The organism is Klebsiella sp. KE9456, assembly GCF_043832615.1.
Lineage (GTDB): Bacteria > Pseudomonadota > Gammaproteobacteria > Enterobacterales > Enterobacteriaceae > Klebsiella > Klebsiella indica.
In genome coordinates this window covers 22,983-38,174 of record NZ_JBDYQK010000025.1, presented here as the reverse complement: position 1 = coordinate 38,174, position 15,192 = coordinate 22,983, and the positions used below count along the sequence as shown (strand labels likewise).

Genomic DNA, 15,192 nt, shown 5'->3' with positions numbered 1-15,192 from the left:
AGCCGGGTAGAGCGTCGAATCTAGCGCATATATCCCATCACCAGGCCAAGAAACAGCACCATCCCAACGTAGTTGTTATTTAAAAACGCTTTAAAACAGTCATCGCGTTCGCGCCTGAAAATCAGCTTCTGCTGCCAGACAAACAGCGCCGCGGCGATAAACAACGACCAGTAATATTCCCAGCCCAGCCCGTTCAGCCAGCCAACCGTCGCCATCAGCGCCAGTACCGCCACCTGTAACATACCAATAATTAAACGATCGCTATCGCCGAACAGAATCGCCGTCGATTTAATACCGATTTTTACGTCGTCGTCGCGATCGACCATCGCATACTGGGTGTCATAGGCCACCGCCCACAGAATATTGGCGAGAAACAGCAGCCAGCAGCTCAGCGGTAGCGATTCCGTTACCGCCGAGAATGCCATCGGAATCGACCAGCCGAACGCCGCGCCCAGCACCACCTGCGGCAGATGAGTGTAGCGTTTCATAAACGGATAGATCCAGGCTAATGCCAGCGCCGCAATCGACAGCAGGATAGTCATGGTGTTGAGGGTCAGCACCAGCAGAAACGAGACCAGCACCAGCGCGATAAATAGCGTACGCGCCTCTTTCTCGGTGACATCCCCGCTCGGCAGCGGACGGTGAGCGGTGCGCTTGACGTGGCCGTCAAACTTGCGGTCGGCATAATCATTTACCACGCAACCTGCGGCGCGCATCAGCCAGACACCCGCAACAAAAACCACGAGGATCCACAGCGGCGGCATTCCCGGCGTCGCGACCCATAGCGCCCACAGCGTCGGCCACAGCAACAGCAGCGCGCCGATCGGTTTGTCAGTACGCATCAAGCGGTGAAACGCCAACAGCTTATTCTGCGTCAGACTCCACTCCATTTTATTTTTCCTCTTAATACAACGGTGATGCAGGCAAAAACAGTTCCGTTAACAACAGCGGTTTGCCGCTCAGCCGCAGACGGGAACGCCGCCCCCAAAGACCAGCATGGCGACCAATTTCAATAAAATCGCGGGTTAGCGTAGATGACGTAAACAGATAACGGCCCAGCGGCGTTTGCCCCAACTGTTGTAGCGCCATTTCGGGGCCGCTGAGCGTCGACTCAGGGACGAGAGTGCGGCCCGCCAGCCAGGGCGTATCATTGGCGCAAAGTATAATTTCCCGCAGCCAGTAGCGCGGTTCATCCGGCAACAAAGAGGCTTCATCCGCCAGCGCTTCGCGGCCAACATAACCTTCGTTAACCATCATTACGCTGACTTTTTTCCCCTGTTGCTCAAAGCGTTTGGTCATTGAGTCTTCCAGCAATAACCAGTCGCGCAGAGGCGAATCCAACGAGGGCATCGTGGCAAAATAACGCAGCGCACGCAGTTGCGTAAGCGCAGGATGTGGCATGCCTGAATCTCCGGTACATAACATGACAGTATTGTATCGCAGAATGAGACACTGAGGGCGGGCAAACGTCAATATCCGATCATCCACGCAACAGCCATGCAACAGACGCCGCCGCGCGATAAAAAAAGTGCGTCCCAATGGACGCACCGAAAGGCTGAGCCTAAACATCAGCATTGTGGGGAGACGGTCACCCCTTGCCTTTTACACTGCTGATAAAGGTGGAACGAGCAGATTTCGAACCGAGACGTTCAGCTTCGTTCATCAATTTCAGGGCCTTATCGATATCACCTTTCGCGACCGCCTGTTTAATGCCGTTGTTGAAATAGGTTTCAGTATCATCGAGCATCGGTTCGCTTTTCGCTGCCGGAACGGAAGCCGGGGCGGGTGCGCTATAGGCTGGCGCCGCCGTATTACCTACGGTGACAGGGCCAGGTCCGGAAGAGCCAAACAGCGGGCCGACCAGCACGCTGGAGCCGCTACTGGTTTTCACTTTCAGCTTCAGTACACCCTCGGTGGTGTGTCGCGCAACCGGGTCTGGAATATCCGGGATGGCATTGCCCGCGCCTTTGGCATAGGCTTTCGCCGGATCCAGCAGGGTGGTCGTTTGTTGCAAATCTTTTTCCGTCGTAAAGACCAGCACATAGAGCTTCTGCTGCCCCAATGCTGGCGTCAGGCGCATCACACCCTCAAGCCGATCCGCTGCCATGACGCCGGGCTGCTGATAGGTAAAATAGCTGCTGGGGAAAAACGCAGACGGGGTCATATTCTGATCTAAAATCAACACGTTCGGCGCAAAAATCTGTTTTTGCTTATTCACTTCGCTACTGAGCGTCAGGGTCAGTTCGCCAATATTCGCCGGCACGCTCCAGGCCGCAACCGGGCCGGAGATACCAGCGACATCCAGCCGTTGCCCTGCCGTAAGCAAATCAACGGATTGCGTTTTAGATTGATCGACTGGCGTCCAGACCAGTTTCTGCAGAGCCGTTCCGGGAATGGCCGGGGCGGCGCTGATGTTTTGCGGGACAACGTTGACATCGGCAAGGCTCATCCCCGGCACGCAGGCCAACATTCCTGCGGATAAACACAGGGCGACGAGCGTTTTCTTCATTTTCATTGTTTTCACCTCGGATAGCATCGGATCAGCGGTAGCCAGGCAATAGCGCGCTAATCCTGAATAATCAGGAGGGGTGTAAGCCCCTCCGTGTCACTACGTGATTACGACGGTATTACCACCAGACTTCCATCTGCGCGCCGAAGGTTACTTCGCTATCGCTGCCACGGCTGTCGGTCAGGAGACCATTACCGCTGCTATCTTTCGTTTGCAGACCTGTGGTTGTGCTGTTACCCCAGTTTTCATCCCATTTGGCATAGGTGGCGAAAATACGGATCGCCGGGCGGGACCAGACGCTGCTACCTGCCTGCCATTGCTGAGCGAGGGTAATTTTGTACTGGTTGTTGCGTTCGCCGGTTCGCTGGGATTTCACGTTGTCGTAACCGATTTCCAGCTGGGTGCTCATAATCGGCGTCCATTTATACATTGGACGAATACCCGCAGTGTACCAGGTCGAACCATTTTTACTGTCCAGATCGACGTCCTGATACATCGCAACGTACATCAGGCCCCAGTCGTCATTGAAGTCCATCGCACCGTGATCCAGAACGCGGATCATGCTGCCATCGTTATCAATACTGGTGCCCTGAGAGTGACCGTTACCCGAAGAAGTCATCGAGTCAGTAGCATACTGAACCACAAACTTGTTAAAGCCACCCCAGAGAGACTGCGTATGTTCACCGGTGAACATCCAGCCATCTTTCGACGCGCCATCGGCCAGATGATAGTCATCCTGCGGGTTGGCGCGACCGTAATCGACACCTAATTCCAGAACACCACCCGGGTTAGTTTCCAGACCTGCCAGTCGCACGTCGAAAACATCGTTCGCGGTTTTAGATGCGTATTTCTTAGTGTCATCGCTGGAGAAAGTATACGAACCGCCGCTTTCTGAGTTACGCGTGGCCGCCAGAGAGAGTTTACCGAAGCCAAGGTCGACGTTTTCCAGACCGGCACCCGGGCCAGAGATATCCCAGTAGTAGAAGTCGATCATATGAACGTCATGCCGCTGGTAGAAGCGCTTACCGGCCCACAGGGTTGAACCGGGTAACCAGTCAATCAGGTTTTTACCCTGGATATTGGCTTCACGGAACGCCGGAGAGGTGCTTTCCCAGTCATCCTGTTGGTCTACGGAATAAGCGACGTTAGTATCGAAATAAAAACTCTTGTCACCCTCTTTCCATAATTCCTGGCCCAGCTTCAGCTCAGCATAGGTTTCACATTCATTACCGAGACGGTATTTACTTTGAGCGCCCGTGGCTTTGAAACATTGCTGTGAACCGCCGCTGCCGGTCCAGCCGATACCGGAACGCGCATAGCCGTGGAAATCAACGGCCAACGCCTGGGCGGACATAACGCCTGCCGCAACGGCGACCGCCAGTGGAAGTTTGCGCAGAGTCATCATCATTCTATCTCCTGAGATCATTGCTTTTCTTTGAACGCTTCACCTGTTGTTGCGCCGGTTTAGCGGCGCGCTAGGGTGCACGTTTTTTTTAATTAGAAGCCCTACACGCCCGGCTCTTTATGCAACCGACGACAGGCGGTGCCATCCTCACGGAATAAATGGCAACGCTCAGGCGGCAAACCGATGGCGAATGTGGCTCCCTCTTCTACCAGCACCACGTCGTTCTGGCGGTACACCAGGTTTTGACGGATGGATGGGATCTGGATATGAATTTGCGTTTCGTGACCAAGCTGCTCGACCACCTGAACCTCGCCTTCGAGGGTGACATCGGCGATATCGCAGGGCAGCAGATGTTCCGGGCGAATACCTAAGGACATATTGGCGCCGACCTGAACGCGGGCGCCGTCCACCGGCAACCAGATTTGCTGACGGTTAGGCAGTTCCACCTGCACCTGCTCAATGGCGGTGGCGGTGACTTTAACCGGCAGAAAGTTCATCTTTGGCGAGCCAATAAAACCGGCGACAAAGCGATCCGCCGGATAGTGATAGAGTTCAAGAGGCTTGCCGACCTGCGCGACGCGACCGGCATCCAGCACCACAATCTTGTCGGCAAGGGTCATCGCTTCGACCTGGTCGTGGGTGACGTAAATCATCGTGCGCCCGAGGCGCTTATGCAGCCGGGAAATCTCAATACGCATCTGCACGCGCAGCGCGGCATCGAGGTTAGAAAGCGGTTCATCCAGCAGGAAAACCCGTGGTTCGGCAACCAGGGTACGACCAATCGCCACACGCTGCCGCTGACCGCCGGAAAGGGCTTTCGGTTTGCGATCCAGCAGATGGGCCAGTTGCAGGACTTCCGCCACCTGAGTAACACGTTGGTTAATAAGTTCTTTTTTCGCGCCGGCCAGCTTCAGGCCAAAAGACATGTTTTCCGCGACGGAAAGGTGGGGATAAAGCGCATAGGACTGGAACACCATCCCGATACCACGTTCGGCGGGCGGGACATCATTCATGCGGGTATCGCCAATCAGCAGATCGCCGCTGGTCACCGTTTCCAGCCCGGCAATCATACGCAGCAGAGTGGATTTACCGCAGCCCGATGGGCCAACAAACACGACGAATTCCCCATCCTGGATCTCAAGGTTAATGTCTTTCGAGACCACCACCTCGCCCCAGGCTTTCGTTACATTCCGCAGTTGTACGCTCGCCATGCCCTTCTCCCTTCGTTACAACCTGTCACTTAACGACACATTCAAGATGGGCTGACTATGCGGCATTCGTGAATCCGGCAAATCCTCCACCCCCGGCTTTTTTATGGGGGAGGAGGCGGGAGGATGAGAGATGCCATCTCGCTGGTTGGGAGAACGGGATGCGGTTCATTTCGTGATATGGACGACAAAATGAGCAGCATTTTTATGTGCTCCAGAGCGCATAAATGGCATTTCTGTAATGGAGATCACATAAACGAAGGAAGGGGCGTAGAGATGGGGAGGATGGAAAGAGGTTGTTAAAAAAGGACACTCATTATCGTCAAGCCACTTAAGTGTATCCACGAGCACATCACCAAATAGGACGGGTATATGAAAATCAAAACTGGCGCTCGCATCCTCGCGCTGTCTGCATTGACCACGATGATGTTTTCCGCCTCTGCCCTCGCAAAAATTGAAGAAGGTAAGCTGGTTATCTGGATTAACGGCGACAAAGGCTACAACGGCCTCGCTGAAGTGGGTAAAAAGTTTGAAAAAGATACCGGTATTCACGTTTCCGTAGAACATCCGGACAAGCTGGAAGAGAAATTCCCGCAGGTTGCCGCGACTGGCGACGGTCCGGACATCATCTTCTGGGCCCACGACCGTTTCGGCGGCTATGCGCAGTCCGGACTGCTGGCGGAAATCACCCCGGATAAAGCCTTCCAGGACAAACTCTATCCGTTCACCTGGGATGCGGTTCGCTATAACGGCAAACTGATCGCGTATCCGGTCGCCGTAGAAGCGCTGTCGCTGATTTATAACAAAGATCTGGTGCCGAATCCGCCGAAAACCTGGGAAGAAATTCCAGCGCTGGATAAAACGTTGAAGGCGAAAGGTAAGAGCGCGCTGATGTTCAACCTGCAGGAACCGTACTTCACCTGGCCGCTGATTGCTGCCGACGGCGGCTACGCATTCAAATTTGAAAACGGCAAATATGACGTGAAGGACGTTGGCGTGGACAGCGCTGGCGCGAAAGCGGGCCTGACCTTCCTGGTCGACCTGATCAAAAACAAACACATGAACGCCGACACCGATTATTCCATCGCGGAAGCGGCATTCAATAAAGGCGAAACCGCGATGACCATCAACGGTCCGTGGGCGTGGTCAAACATCGACAAGAGCAAAATCAATTACGGCGTGACGCTGCTGCCGACATTCAAAGGCAAGCCGTCCAAACCGTTCGTTGGCGTACTGAGCGCCGGTATTAACGCCGCCAGCCCGAACAAAGAACTGGCGAAAGAGTTCCTCGAAAACTACCTGCTGACCGACCAGGGCCTGGACGCAGTGAACAAGGATAAACCGCTGGGCGCCGTCGCTCTGAAATCTTTCCAGGAGAAACTGGAAAAAGATCCGCGTATCGCCGCCACCATGGCGAACGCCCAGAAAGGCGAAATCATGCCGAACATCCCACAGATGTCCGCGTTCTGGTATGCCGTTCGTACCGCAGTGATCAACGCCGCCAGCGGTCGTCAGACCGTCGACGCCGCGCTGAAAGATGCACAAGCTCGTATCACCAAGTAATACAGTTTCTCTTATTTCTTAAGAAATAAGGTTTATTGAATACGTTGTTACACGAAATCATTCGCGCTACATCGAGGCGGCAAGGATGCAAATCCCCAGGAGCTTACATAAGTATGTGACTGGGGTGCGCATTCGCAGCCAACAAAGAGGTAGCACGAAAGAAAAAGTGTAAAGAGGAAGATCCCCATGGATGTCGTAAAAAAGAAACACTGGTGGCAAAGCCCGCAGTTGACATGGTCTGTGATTGGTTTGCTTGGCCTGTTGATAGGTTACCTTGTTGTTTTGATGTATGCCCAGGGGGAGTACCTGTTTGCCATCATGACGCTGATTTTAAGCTCGGTTGGCCTGTACATTTTTTCAAACCGCAAGACCTATGCCTGGCGCTACGTTTATCCGGGTCTCGCCGGGATGGGGCTGTTCGTTCTGTTCCCGTTGGTCTGCACCATCGCCATCGCCTTCACCAACTACAGCAGCACCAACCAGTTGACCTTCGAACGCGCGCAGCAGGTACTGATGGATCGCACCTTCCAGGCGGGTAAAACCTACAACTTCGCGCTTTACCCGGCGGGAGAGGAGTGGAAGCTGGCGCTGACCGATAGCGAAAGCGGTAAACATTATCTTTCCGACGTCTTTAAATTCGGTGGCGAGCAGAAGCTTGCCCTTAAAGAAGCCGATACCTTGCCAGAAGGCGAACGCGCTAACCTGCGCATCATTACGCAAAACCGTATCGCCCTGAACCAACTGACCGCCGTACTGCCGGACGCAAGCAAAGTCATTATGAGCTCCCTGCGTCAGTTCTCCGGCACGCAGCCGCTGTATACGCTCTCCGGGGACGGTACGCTGACGAATAACCAGAATGGCGTGAAATATCGCCCTAACGCCGGAATCGGTTTCTACCAGGCGATTAACGCCGACGGTAGCTGGGGGAGTGAGAAGCTGAGTCCTGGCTATACCGTCGCCATTGGCTGGGACAACTTCACCCGCGTGTTCCAGGATGAAGGTATCCAGAAACCCTTCTTCGCCATTTTCGTCTGGACAGTGGTCTTCTCCCTCCTGACCGTTATCCTGACCGTGGCGGTAGGCATGGTGCTCGCCTGCCTCGTCCAGTGGGAAGCCTTAAAAGGCAAAGCGATTTATCGCGTCCTGCTGATTCTGCCTTACGCCGTACCGTCATTTATCTCGATTCTGATTTTCAAAGGGTTATTCAACCAGAGCTTCGGTGAGATCAACATGATGCTCAGCGCGTTGTTCGGCATCAAACCGGCCTGGTTTAGCGACCCGACCACCGCGCGCGCCATGATCATCATCGTCAATACCTGGCTGGGCTATCCATACATGATGATCCTGTGCATGGGCCTGCTGAAAGCGATTCCTGACGACTTATATGAAGCCTCGGCAATGGACGGCGCAACCCCGTTGCAGAATTTCTTTAAGATCACGTTCCCGCTGCTGATTAAACCGCTAACGCCGCTGATGATCGCCAGCTTCGCCTTCAACTTTAACAACTTCGTGCTGATTCAACTGTTAACCAACGGCGGACCGGATCGCCTCGGCACGACCACGCCTGCGGGCTATACCGACCTGCTGGTGAGCTACACCTACCGTATCGCCTTTGAAGGCGGCGGTGGTCAGGATTTCGGCCTGGCTGCGGCCATCGCCACGCTGATCTTCCTGCTGGTGGGCGCGCTGGCGATTGTTAACCTGAAAGCCACACGTATGAAGTTTGATTAACTGGAATAACCAGACGTCATTGGCGCGGCCAGCCAGAGCTCGGCCAGCGTGGAAGAACCGGCGCGTACAGGTAGTACGTGAGGATTATTCGCTACGCTCATCCTTCGGGTCGTCCTGAAGGACGTTCAAAACGCGGTGACTTTTGTCTGAGCACTGCCTGAGTTCAAAATGGCAAGCAAAATAACCTGGAGCGGTATCAAGGGGAGTAAAAATATTATGGCTATGGTTCAACCCAAATCTCAGAAGCTGCGCCTGTTCATCACGCATCTCCTGCTACTGATTTTTATCGCGGCGATTATGTTCCCGCTGCTGATGGTTATCACTATCTCTCTGCGCGAAGGTAACTTCGCCACCGGTAGCCTGATCCCGGAACGTATCTCCTGGGAGCACTGGCGGCTGGCGTTAGGTTTTAGCGTTGAACATGCTGATGGCCGGGTTACGCCGCCCCCCTTCCCGGTCCTGCTGTGGCTGTGGAACTCCATCAAGGTGGCCGGTATTACCGCCATTGGCATCGTCGCGCTCTCTACCACCTGCGCATACGCTTTTGCCCGCATGCGCTTTCCGGGTAAAGCCACGTTGCTGAAAGGGATGCTGATTTTCCAGATGTTCCCGGCGGTTCTGTCGCTGGTCGCGCTGTATGCCCTGTTTGACCGTCTCGGTCAGTATATTCCGTTCGTCGGTCTGAATACCCACGGCGGCGTAATCTTCGCCTATATGGGCGGTATTGCGCTGCACGTCTGGACGATTAAAGGCTACTTCGAAACCATCGACGGCTCTCTGGAAGAAGCGGCGGCACTGGATGGCGCCACCCCGTGGCAGGCGTTCCGCCTGGTGCTGCTCCCGCTGTCGGTGCCGATTCTGGCGGTGGTGTTTATTCTGTCGTTCATCGCTGCGATTACTGAAGTGCCGGTCGCCTCGCTACTGCTACGCGATGTGAACAGCTACACCCTGGCCGTCGGCATGCAGCAGTATCTCAACCCGCAGAACTATCTGTGGGGCGACTTCGCCGCCGCCGCGGTACTCTCCGCCATCCCGATTACCGTGGTGTTCCTGCTGGCCCAGCGCTGGTTAGTTAACGGTCTGACGGCAGGCGGAGTGAAAGGTTAAGTTTTATTGTTAGATACTCTAAATAATTCAGGTTGCGGGAAGGCGATACCCCCCGCTTATCCCCGGAGCATAGAGCGCTATGTGACCGGGGCAAACGGGAGCGGTCAATGCATCAACAACCTGAAGTATGACGAGTATACCGCCCCAAATTTCAGAAGAGGGTCGGTGGTTCAGTCGCCGTACGCGCCCCCAACCGGGTACGGCAGCCACCGCCCTCATCTGAAAAAGTAAGGCAAATGCCACTGCGACCCTCAACTGGACCCGACATAAATGATATTTGTGACTGTTGGTCAGCGGCCCTTGTGGCCGCTTTTTTTTACTCGCGTTTCAGACGGTTGGAGTTACACAGCCAGAGCGTAATCACCAGAATCAGGATCGCCGCGGAGTAAATCAGCACCGCCATCGGCGACTCATGATCGATAATAATCAGCCTCACGATAGCGGTGATCCCGATATAGACGAAATAGCGTAGCGGGAAGTGAAACCCCGATTCGAAATACTTCACAATCAGCGCAATAAACTCGAAATAGAGAAAATAGACCACCAGCCCTTCCACCAGCTTGTACTTACTGACCGGATCGGGGGTGAACAATACGTGCGCCAGATGCAGCGTCTCTTTGCCCAGGAAAACGATCAGAATGATCCCGAGACATACCAGGCCAAGATTCAAAATCGTTTGCATTGCCGTGGCGATAAAATTGACCAACGGACGATAAACCGGCGCCATATACACACCTCATCATCATGATTCCATGTAACCTGTATAACGTAAAAATGTGATCAAGATCGACATTATTCGTTAGATTTTTGCCACCGTTGGCGTAAATGTAACAATCGTTCGTCAGGTTTGCGGGTTAAAAAGGAAATAATCATGCTGAAAATTCGCACTGCGCGACCAAAAGACGCAGCCCTGCTCAATCAAATGGGCAACGCCAGCTACCGCCACCACTTCGCTCACCTTTGGCATAACGCCGACGAACTGGCGCTTTTCCTGGAGCAGGAGTATTCCGTCGCCTCGCTGGCGCGCAGCCTCTCCGATAAGAAGTCCCGCTGGTTGATTGCGCAGGCAGAGCAGCCCATCGGCTTCGCTAAATATACCTGCCGCCAGGATATTAACCCAGGGGGTCCATCCGGCACGCTGCTGCATAAGCTCTACCTGATGCCTGGCGCGACGGGGCTACGCTATGGCGAGCAGTTTTTTAGCGCCATCGAAAAACAAGCAAAAGAGGCCGGCGAAAGCTGGCTATGGCTGGAGGTGCTCGCGGCAAATCCCGGTGCCCGACGTTTTTATGAACGTCAGGGAATGCGGCACATCAAAGACACCGTTTTTCATTCCGCTACCCAACACAGCACGCTACATATTCTGGCCAAACCACTCTGAGAGGCAACATGCATACCTTTCGTGAAACCGCTATTCGCAACGTCACCAGCGGAGAGAATGTGGTGATTTACCAACCCGCTAACCTCTACGACTGCACGCTCGGCGATAACGTTTTTGTTGGTCCCTTCGTTGAAATTCAGGGCCATACTCATATTGGCAGAGACAGCAAAATTCAGTCCCATACTTTTATTTGCGAGTATGTCACCATCGGCGAACGCTGCTTTATCGGTCACGGAGTGATGTTCGCCAACGATATGTTCCGCGATGGCAAACCGAATGCCGACCGCGAAAGCTGGGGAAGAATTGTCCTTGGCAACGATGTGTCGATCGGCAGCGGCGCGACCATTCTGGCGATCAGCATTTGCGATGGCGTAGTGATAAGCGCGGGCAGCGTGGTTACCCGGTCAATTACCGAGAAAGGCGTGTGGGCAGGAAATCCGGCGAAACTGTTGCGACGACTCTAAACAAAAATGCCGGCCACATGGGCCGGCATTCAGGCATCCGTCTGATTATACGCGCCAGGATTTGTAGCGATTAATCAGGCCATTGGTCGAGCTGTCGTGGCTGCTCACTTCGCTGCCATCTTTCAGCTCCGGCAGAATGCGGTTAGCCAGCTGTTTACCCAGCTCAACGCCCCACTGGTCAAAAGTGAAGATGTTCATAATCACACCCTGGGTGAAGATCTTGTGCTCATACAGCGCAATCAGCGCCCCCAGGCTGAACGGCGTGATTTCACGCAGCAGGATGGAGTTGGTCGGGCGGTTGCCTTCAAACACTTTGAACGGCACCACGTGCTCCAGCGTCGCCGGATCTTTCCCCTGATCGCGATATTCCTGCTCAACCACTTCACGGGATTTACCGAACGCCAGCGCTTCGGTCTGCGCAAAGAAGTTAGACAGCAGTTTCTGATGGTGGTCAGACAGCGGGTTGTGGGTCATCGCCGGGGCGATAAAATCGCACGGCACCATTTTGGTCCCCTGATGGATCAACTGGTAGAACGCGTGCTGACCGTTGGTGCCCGGCTCGCCCCAGATGATTGGGCCCGTCTGGTAATCCACGGCATTGCCGTTACGGTCAACATACTTGCCGTTGGATTCCATATTGCCCTGCTGGAAGTAGGCGGCGAAACGGTGCATATACTGATCGTACGGCAGAATCGCTTCGGTTTCGGCACCGAAGAAATTGTTGTACCAGATACCAATCAGCGCCAGCAGCACCGGCAGGTTTTTCTCAGACGGGGTGGTGGAGAAATGTTTGTCCATCGCATGCGCGCCGGAAAGCAGTTCAACGAAGTTGTCAAAGCCGACAGACAGGATGATAGACAGACCAATCGCCGACCACAGAGAGTAGCGACCGCCGACCCAGTCCCAGAACTCAAACATATTGGCGGTATCAATACCGAACTCGCCAACCGCTTTACCGTTGGTGGAAAGCGCAGCGAAGTGTTTCGCCACGTGTTTCTCATCACCCGCGGTCGCCAGGAACCAGTCGCGCGCACTGTGGGCGTTGGTCATGGTTTCCTGCGTGGTAAAGGTTTTGGAAGCCACCAGGAATAGCGTGGTTGCCGGGTCCACTTTCTTCAGCACTTCGGCGATATGGGTACCATCGACGTTAGAGACAAAGTGCATGTTGAGGTGGTTTTTGTACGGACGCAACGCTTCGGTCACCATAAACGGACCAAGGTCAGATCCGCCGATACCGATGTTCACCACATCGGTAATGGCTTTGCCGGTATAGCCTTTCCAGCTGCCGGAGATAATGGCCTCTGAGAAGGTTTTCATTTTCTCAAGCACCGCGTTCACTTCCGGCATCACATCTTTGCCATCAACCAGAATCGGCGTATTGCTACGGTTACGCAGCGCAACGTGCAGCACCGCGCGGTCCTCTGTGCGGTTAATCTTCTCGCCGGAGAACATTGATTTAATGGCGTCGGCCAGGAAGGTCTCTTTCGCCAGATCCTGCAATTTTGCCAGCGTCTCTTCGGTGATGCGGTTTTTAGAGAAATCCACCAGCATCAGATCGTCGAAGGTCGCAGAGAATTTAGAGAAACGGTCGCTATCTTTGGCGAAAAGATCGCTGATAGTAACGTCTTTCATTTCATCAAAATGTTTCTGTAATGCCTGCCAGGCAGAAGTCTGCGTTGGGTTGATGTTTTTCATTAGCAATACTCTTCTGATTTGAGAATTGTGACTGCGGTCGATTGTAGCGCCGGTGGCGAAAAATTGTGATGATTTTTGTATTATGCCTATGATACGCGTCAGGAACAGAGGCTATTTGGCGCAAAATGTCTCTGCCAGTATAGCCATCATAAGGCTTTTTTCTGTCAGTAACTTGAGCATGAAAAATCCGCATAACCCTGACATTGACATACTTCGTCTGAAGCCTTTATATAACGGCAGTACCGACAAGACGTCGGTATGTATCGATCGCGAATTTCACGCTACAGCGAAAGAGTATTGCAGGGGGATGACCCCAGGCAAAGTGAAAGACGTCGGTAATTGCCAGAAGAGGTGCGTTGCCCAGGTAACCGTATTGGAGGAACCAGTCCGGAGAAAATACGTGAGGGGGAGCAACGCCGAGGTGAAAAGCGTCTGGTTACGCCCATCACCGGCCGCAGGGGCTGAATCCCCTGGGTTGTCACCAGAAACGTTCGCAGTCGGGCGTTTCATACTCGCCGCATCAGCGATGCGAGTCTACAAGGTGGAGCACTTCTGGGTGACATCGTAGTTTGTTTATCGCTCTGCGCCCACCCTGTTTTTCGCTCTTCCCTTGTGCCATGGCTGAATAATTTGGCCTGACTTATTAAGACATTTTTTGCAATCCGGCGGCCTCCTGCCCCATCAGTATGAATTGTCAGGAAGCGTTTTAATAAGTCAGGCCCCTGACACGAGGTTGTTATGACAGATTTAGTTGTAGCCAAATTCGGCGGCACCAGCGTTGCCGATTTCGATGCCATGAACCGCAGCATAGAGGTCGCGCTGCTCGATGCCAGTACCCGCGTGGTGGTGCTTTCCGCCTCTGCGGGCGTGACCAACCTTCTGGTCGCGCTGGCGGAAGGGCTGGAGCCGACCGAACGCTTCGAAAAGCTCGATGCCATACGCCAGATCCAGTTCAATATTCTGGAACGCCTGCGCTATCCGAACGTAATTCGCGAGGAAATTGAGCGCCTGCTGGAAAATATCACCGCGCTGGCGGAAGCCGCATCGTTGGCCAGTTCGACCGCGCTGACGGATGAACTGGTCAGCCACGGTGAATTGATGTCCACGTTGCTGTTTGTCGAAATCCTGCGTGAGCGCGGTATCGCCGCCCAGTGGTTCGACGTGCGTAAAATAATGCGCACCAACGATCGCTTTGGTCGTGCGGAACCGGATATCGCCGCGCTTGCTGAATTAACTCAGCAACTGCTGGCTCCGCGTCTTGCGGAAGGACTGGTGATCACCCAGGGCTTTATCGGCAGCGAAGCCAAAGGCCGTACCACCACCCTGGGCCGTGGCGGCAGCGACTATACCGCCGCTCTGCTGGGCGAAGCGTTAAAGGCGACCCGCGTTGATATCTGGACCGATGTTCCGGGCATCTACACCACCGATCCGCGCGTCGCTCCGGCAGCCAAGCGCATTGACGTTATCGCCTTTGAAGAAGCGGCGGAAATGGCGACCTTCGGCGCGAAAGTGCTGCATCCGGCGACCCTGCTTCCCGCCGTGCGCAGCGATATTCCGGTATTTGTCGGTTCCAGCAAAGCGCCTGAGGCCGGCGGCACGCTGGTGTGCAAAACCACCGAACACCCTCCGCTATTCCGCGCTCTGGCGCTACGTCGCAGACAGACGCTACTGACGCTGCACAGCCTGAATATGTTGCACTCACGCGGATTTCTCGCCGAAGTCTTCAGTATTCTGGCGCGGCATAATATCTCCGTGGATCTGATCACCACCTCAGAAGTCAGCGTGGCGCTAACCCTGGATACCACCGGCTCAACCTCGGTTGGCGATACGCTGCTGACCCAGGCGCTGTTGACCGAACTGTCGTCCCTGTGCCGCGTAGAGGTCGAGCAGGACCTGGCGCTGATTGCCTTGATTGGTAACGAACTGTCAAAAGCCTGCGGCGTTGGTAAAGAGGTCTTCTCTGTGCTGGAGCCGTTCAACATTCGTATGATTTGCTACGGCGCCTCCAGCCATAACCTGTGCTTCCTGGTGCCGGGGGCGGATGCCGAGAAAGTGGTGCAAAAACTTCACCATAATTTATTTGAATAATCTCCCTTCTCACGATAAACAATACCTCTGGCCGGGCGTGA

General features: G+C 54.3%; 13 protein-coding genes and 1 riboswitch. Of the genes, 6 read left to right on the top strand and 7 right to left on the bottom strand.

The window, feature by feature from the left end; translation table 11 throughout:
- Positions 1-20: 20 nt before the first annotated feature.
- The 5 genes from ubiA to malK form a co-directional block, all read right to left on the bottom strand.
- Complete coding sequence (ubiA, locus tag ABK821_RS21260; RefSeq protein ID WP_343178761.1) at positions 21-890, bottom strand: 4-hydroxybenzoate octaprenyltransferase; 870 nt, start codon at positions 888-890, stop codon at positions 21-23.
- A 13-nt stretch (positions 891-903) separates the two neighbouring features.
- Positions 904-1,401 carry a chorismate lyase gene (ubiC, locus tag ABK821_RS21255; RefSeq protein ID WP_138360864.1) on the bottom strand — a complete coding sequence of 166 codons (498 nt, stop codon included), beginning with the start codon at positions 1,399-1,401 and terminating at the stop codon, positions 904-906.
- A gap of 187 nt (positions 1,402-1,588) precedes the next feature.
- Entirely contained in the window at positions 1,589-2,515 is a 927-nt protein-coding gene (malM, locus tag ABK821_RS21250; protein WP_138360865.1) for a maltose operon protein MalM, read from the bottom strand.
- 112 nt (positions 2,516-2,627) lie between these two features.
- On the bottom strand, positions 2,628-3,917 hold the full coding sequence (locus tag ABK821_RS21245; RefSeq protein WP_142503287.1) for a maltoporin: 1,290 nt from the start codon (positions 3,915-3,917) through the stop codon (positions 2,628-2,630).
- Between the two features lie 98 nt (positions 3,918-4,015).
- Complete coding sequence (gene malK / locus ABK821_RS21240) at positions 4,016-5,125, bottom strand: maltose/maltodextrin ABC transporter ATP-binding protein MalK (protein WP_138360867.1); 1,110 nt, start codon at positions 5,123-5,125, stop codon at positions 4,016-4,018.
- 369 nt (positions 5,126-5,494) lie between these two features.
- Between malK and malE the strand changes: the two genes are divergently transcribed.
- From malE to malG, 3 genes are all read left to right on the top strand, one after another.
- A complete protein-coding gene (gene malE, locus ABK821_RS21235) occupies positions 5,495-6,685 on the top strand; it encodes a maltose/maltodextrin ABC transporter substrate-binding protein MalE (protein WP_138360868.1) in 1,191 nt (396 codons plus the stop codon).
- 186 nt (positions 6,686-6,871) lie between these two features.
- Entirely contained in the window at positions 6,872-8,416 is a 1,545-nt protein-coding gene (malF, locus tag ABK821_RS21230; RefSeq protein WP_138360869.1) for a maltose ABC transporter permease MalF, read from the top strand.
- 216 nt (positions 8,417-8,632) lie between these two features.
- Positions 8,633-9,523 carry a maltose ABC transporter permease MalG gene (malG, locus tag ABK821_RS21225; protein WP_138360896.1) on the top strand — a complete coding sequence of 297 codons (891 nt, stop codon included), beginning with the start codon at positions 8,633-8,635 and terminating at the stop codon, positions 9,521-9,523.
- A 316-nt stretch (positions 9,524-9,839) separates the two neighbouring features.
- Here the strand turns inward: malG and psiE are convergent, their stop codons facing one another.
- Positions 9,840-10,250, bottom strand: a complete 411-nt coding sequence (gene psiE, locus ABK821_RS21220; protein WP_138360870.1) for a phosphate-starvation-inducible protein PsiE — start codon at positions 10,248-10,250, stop codon at positions 9,840-9,842.
- Between the two features lie 144 nt (positions 10,251-10,394).
- On the opposite strand from psiE, the gene ABK821_RS21215 reads away from it, so the two are divergent.
- Both ABK821_RS21215 and ABK821_RS21210 read left to right on the top strand, forming a co-directional pair.
- Positions 10,395-10,904: a GNAT family N-acetyltransferase gene (locus ABK821_RS21215; RefSeq protein WP_138360871.1), complete on the top strand. Its 510-nt coding sequence runs from the start codon at positions 10,395-10,397 to the stop codon at positions 10,902-10,904.
- Positions 10,905-10,912: 8 nt separating this feature from the next.
- A complete protein-coding gene (locus ABK821_RS21210; protein WP_395034121.1) occupies positions 10,913-11,368 on the top strand; it encodes an acyltransferase in 456 nt (151 codons plus the stop codon).
- Positions 11,369-11,413: 45 nt separating this feature from the next.
- Here the strand turns inward: ABK821_RS21210 and pgi are convergent, their stop codons facing one another.
- Positions 11,414-13,063 (bottom strand): glucose-6-phosphate isomerase, encoded by a 1,650-nt coding sequence (gene pgi / locus ABK821_RS21205; RefSeq protein WP_138360873.1) that lies wholly within the window; start codon positions 13,061-13,063, stop codon positions 11,414-11,416.
- Between the two features lie 338 nt (positions 13,064-13,401).
- A riboswitch (Lysine riboswitch) is annotated at positions 13,402-13,623 on the top strand.
- Between the two features lie 178 nt (positions 13,624-13,801).
- On the opposite strand from pgi, the gene lysC reads away from it, so the two are divergent.
- The gene (gene lysC, locus ABK821_RS21200; protein WP_138360874.1) at positions 13,802-15,151 is read left to right on the top strand and encodes a lysine-sensitive aspartokinase 3; all 1,350 of its coding nucleotides are present in this window, start codon (positions 13,802-13,804) and stop codon (positions 15,149-15,151) included.
- Positions 15,152-15,192: the final 41 nt, after the last annotated feature.

Coding starts and splice junctions, on each gene's coding strand:
- ABK821_RS21210 (WP_395034121.1), top strand. CDS start 10,913: ATGCATACCTTTCGTGAAACCGCTATTCGCAACGTCACCAGCGGAGAG.
- pgi (WP_138360873.1), bottom strand. CDS start 13,063: ATGAAAAACATCAACCCAACGCAGACTTCTGCCTGGCAGGCATTACAG.
- malG (WP_138360896.1), top strand. CDS start 8,633: ATGGCTATGGTTCAACCCAAATCTCAGAAGCTGCGCCTGTTCATCACG.
- lysC (WP_138360874.1), top strand. CDS start 13,802: ATGACAGATTTAGTTGTAGCCAAATTCGGCGGCACCAGCGTTGCCGAT.
- malK (WP_138360867.1), bottom strand. CDS start 5,125: ATGGCGAGCGTACAACTGCGGAATGTAACGAAAGCCTGGGGCGAGGTG.
- psiE (WP_138360870.1), bottom strand. CDS start 10,250: ATGGCGCCGGTTTATCGTCCGTTGGTCAATTTTATCGCCACGGCAATG.
- ubiA (WP_343178761.1), bottom strand. CDS start 890: ATGGAGTGGAGTCTGACGCAGAATAAGCTGTTGGCGTTTCACCGCTTG.
- malF (WP_138360869.1), top strand. CDS start 6,872: ATGGATGTCGTAAAAAAGAAACACTGGTGGCAAAGCCCGCAGTTGACA.
- ABK821_RS21215 (WP_138360871.1), top strand. CDS start 10,395: ATGCTGAAAATTCGCACTGCGCGACCAAAAGACGCAGCCCTGCTCAAT.
- malE (WP_138360868.1), top strand. CDS start 5,495: ATGAAAATCAAAACTGGCGCTCGCATCCTCGCGCTGTCTGCATTGACC.
- ubiC (WP_138360864.1), bottom strand. CDS start 1,401: ATGCCACATCCTGCGCTTACGCAACTGCGTGCGCTGCGTTATTTTGCC.
- malM (WP_138360865.1), bottom strand. CDS start 2,515: ATGAAAATGAAGAAAACGCTCGTCGCCCTGTGTTTATCCGCAGGAATG.
- ABK821_RS21245 (WP_142503287.1), bottom strand. CDS start 3,917: ATGATGATGACTCTGCGCAAACTTCCACTGGCGGTCGCCGTTGCGGCA.